Origin of the sequence: Methylobacterium sp. WL18 (assembly GCF_008040015.1) — a bacterium.
Taxonomy (GTDB): Bacteria; Pseudomonadota; Alphaproteobacteria; order Rhizobiales; family Beijerinckiaceae; genus Methylobacterium; species Methylobacterium mesophilicum.
This window is the reverse complement of record NZ_VRVD01000806.1, coordinates 1-1,842: the sequence shown is the minus strand read 5'-3', so window position 1 is coordinate 1,842 and position 1,842 is coordinate 1. Positions and strand designations below refer to the sequence as shown.

The window sequence follows — 1,842 nt, the reverse complement described above, 5'->3', positions numbered from 1 at the left end:
GTGTTCCGCGCCGCCATGGCGGAGGAGCCGTCCTTCCTCGAGACGCTGTTCGGCGTCGGCGCCGCCGCGCCCCGCGCGGAGTCGCGTCAGGCGCTCGCCTATGCCAGCCCGGACGCCCTGCCCCAGGAGGCGCCGCGCACCCGGATCAGCGCTGCCCCCGAATCCGTCGCCGGCACCGCCGTCTACGACATCACCGCCCGCACCGTGACCCTCCCCTCCGGCGATGTGCTGGAGGCCCATTCCGGCCTCGGCGAGGCCATGGACGACCCGCGCTACGTCCACCTGCGCATGCGCGGCTCGACGCCCCCCGGCACCTACGACCTGACCGAGCGCGAGCGCCTGTTCCACGGGGTCCGGGCGATCCGCCTCAACCCGGTCGGCGGCAGCCGCGCGATCCACGGCCGCGACGGCCTGCTCGCCCACACCTACATGCTGCGCCAGCCCGGCGCCTCGAACGGCTGCGTCTCGTTCCGCGACTACAACCGCTTCCTGCAGGCGTTCCTCCGGGGCGAGGTCCGCCGCCTCGTGGTGGTGGCCGGCAGCCGGGGCGACTTCTTCGGCAGCCGGGTCGGCATGGCCGACCGCCCGGGCCGGCGGGGCTGACGCGCGCGCGTCACAGCGCGGATGGCGGGCCGGTCCCGATTGCACGACGGCCGGGAACGGCTCCGGGCGGCTGCCCCCAAAGTCGGAGGGTGCTCTGGCGATGGGTGCCTTTACGCGCCGGCCCAAGCCTGCCTTAACGGGGCCAGACGCCAAGCCCGTTACAAGAGGCCCATCATGAAACTGCCCCGCCGCTTCTTCCAGCCCCTCGCCACCGGCGCGCCGGCCCCGTTCCGCGAGCTGCCGGTGCGGCTGGAGCGGATGATCCACTTCGTCCCGCCCCACAACGACAAGGTCCGCGCCCGGGTGCCCGAGCTCGCCGGCACCGTGGACGTGGTGCTGGGCAACCTGGAGGACGCGGTCCCGGCCGACCAGAAGGAGGCGGCCCGCAAGGGCTTCGTCGCCATGGCGCAGGCGACCGACTTCGCCGCCACCGGCACCGGCCTCTGGACCCGGATCAACGCCCTCAACTCGCCCTGGATCCTGGACGACCTGTTCACCATCGTCGCCGAGGTGGGATCCAAGCTCGACGTCGTGATGGTGCCCAAGGTCGAGGGGCCGTGGGACATCCACTACGTCGACCAGCTGCTCGCCCAGCTCGAGGCCCGGCACGGGGTGACCAAGCCGATCCTGATCCACGCGATCCTGGAGACCGCCGAGGGCGTGGCCAACGTCGACGCCATCGCGTCGGCTTCTCCGCGGATGCACGGCATGAGCCTCGGCCCGGCCGACCTGGCGGCGTCGCGCGGCATGAAGACCACCCGGGTCGGCGGCGGCCACCCGGATTACCGGGTGCTCAGCGATCCCGCGGGCGACGCGCCCCGGGCCACCGCCCAGCAGGACCTCTGGCACTACACCATCGCCAAGATGGTCGACGCCTGCATGGCCAACGGCATCAAGGCGTTCTACGGCCCGTTCGGCGACTTCTCCGACGGCGATGCCTGCGAGGCGCAGTTCCGCAACGCCTTCCTGATGGGCTGCGCCGGCGCCTGGACGCTGCATCCGAGCCAGGTGACGATCGCCAAGCGCGTCTTCGCCCCCGACCCCGCCGAGGTGGCGTTCGCGGCCCGCATCGTCGCGGCCATGCCCGACGGCACCGGCGCCGTGATGCTCGACGGCAAGATGCAGGACGACGCCACCTGGAAGCAGGCCAAGGTCATCGTGGACCTGGCCAAGCTGGTCGCCGCGAAGGATCCGGAACTGGCGGCGGTGTATCAGCTGGGGTAGCGCGCGGGGGGGGGC

At 72.7% G+C, this 1,842-nt stretch carries 2 protein-coding genes; both read left to right on the top strand.

Going from position 1 to position 1,842, the window contains the following annotated elements; all coding sequences use genetic code 11:
* Positions 1-603: DUF2778 domain-containing protein (locus FV228_RS28515; protein ID WP_147857555.1), on the top strand; the 603-nt coding region annotated here is incomplete at its 5' end.
* Positions 604-777: 174 nt separating this feature from the next.
* Positions 778-1,827, top strand: coding sequence for a CoA ester lyase (locus tag FV228_RS28510; protein WP_147857554.1), 1,050 nt, complete (start codon positions 778-780; stop codon positions 1,825-1,827).
* The last annotated feature ends 15 nt before the right edge of the window (positions 1,828-1,842 follow it).

Bases quoted from the DNA above. Each gene is read 5' to 3' on its own strand.
- FV228_RS28510 (WP_147857554.1), top strand. From the start codon at position 778: ATGAAACTGCCCCGCCGCTTCTTCCAGCCCCTCGCCACCGGCGCGCCG.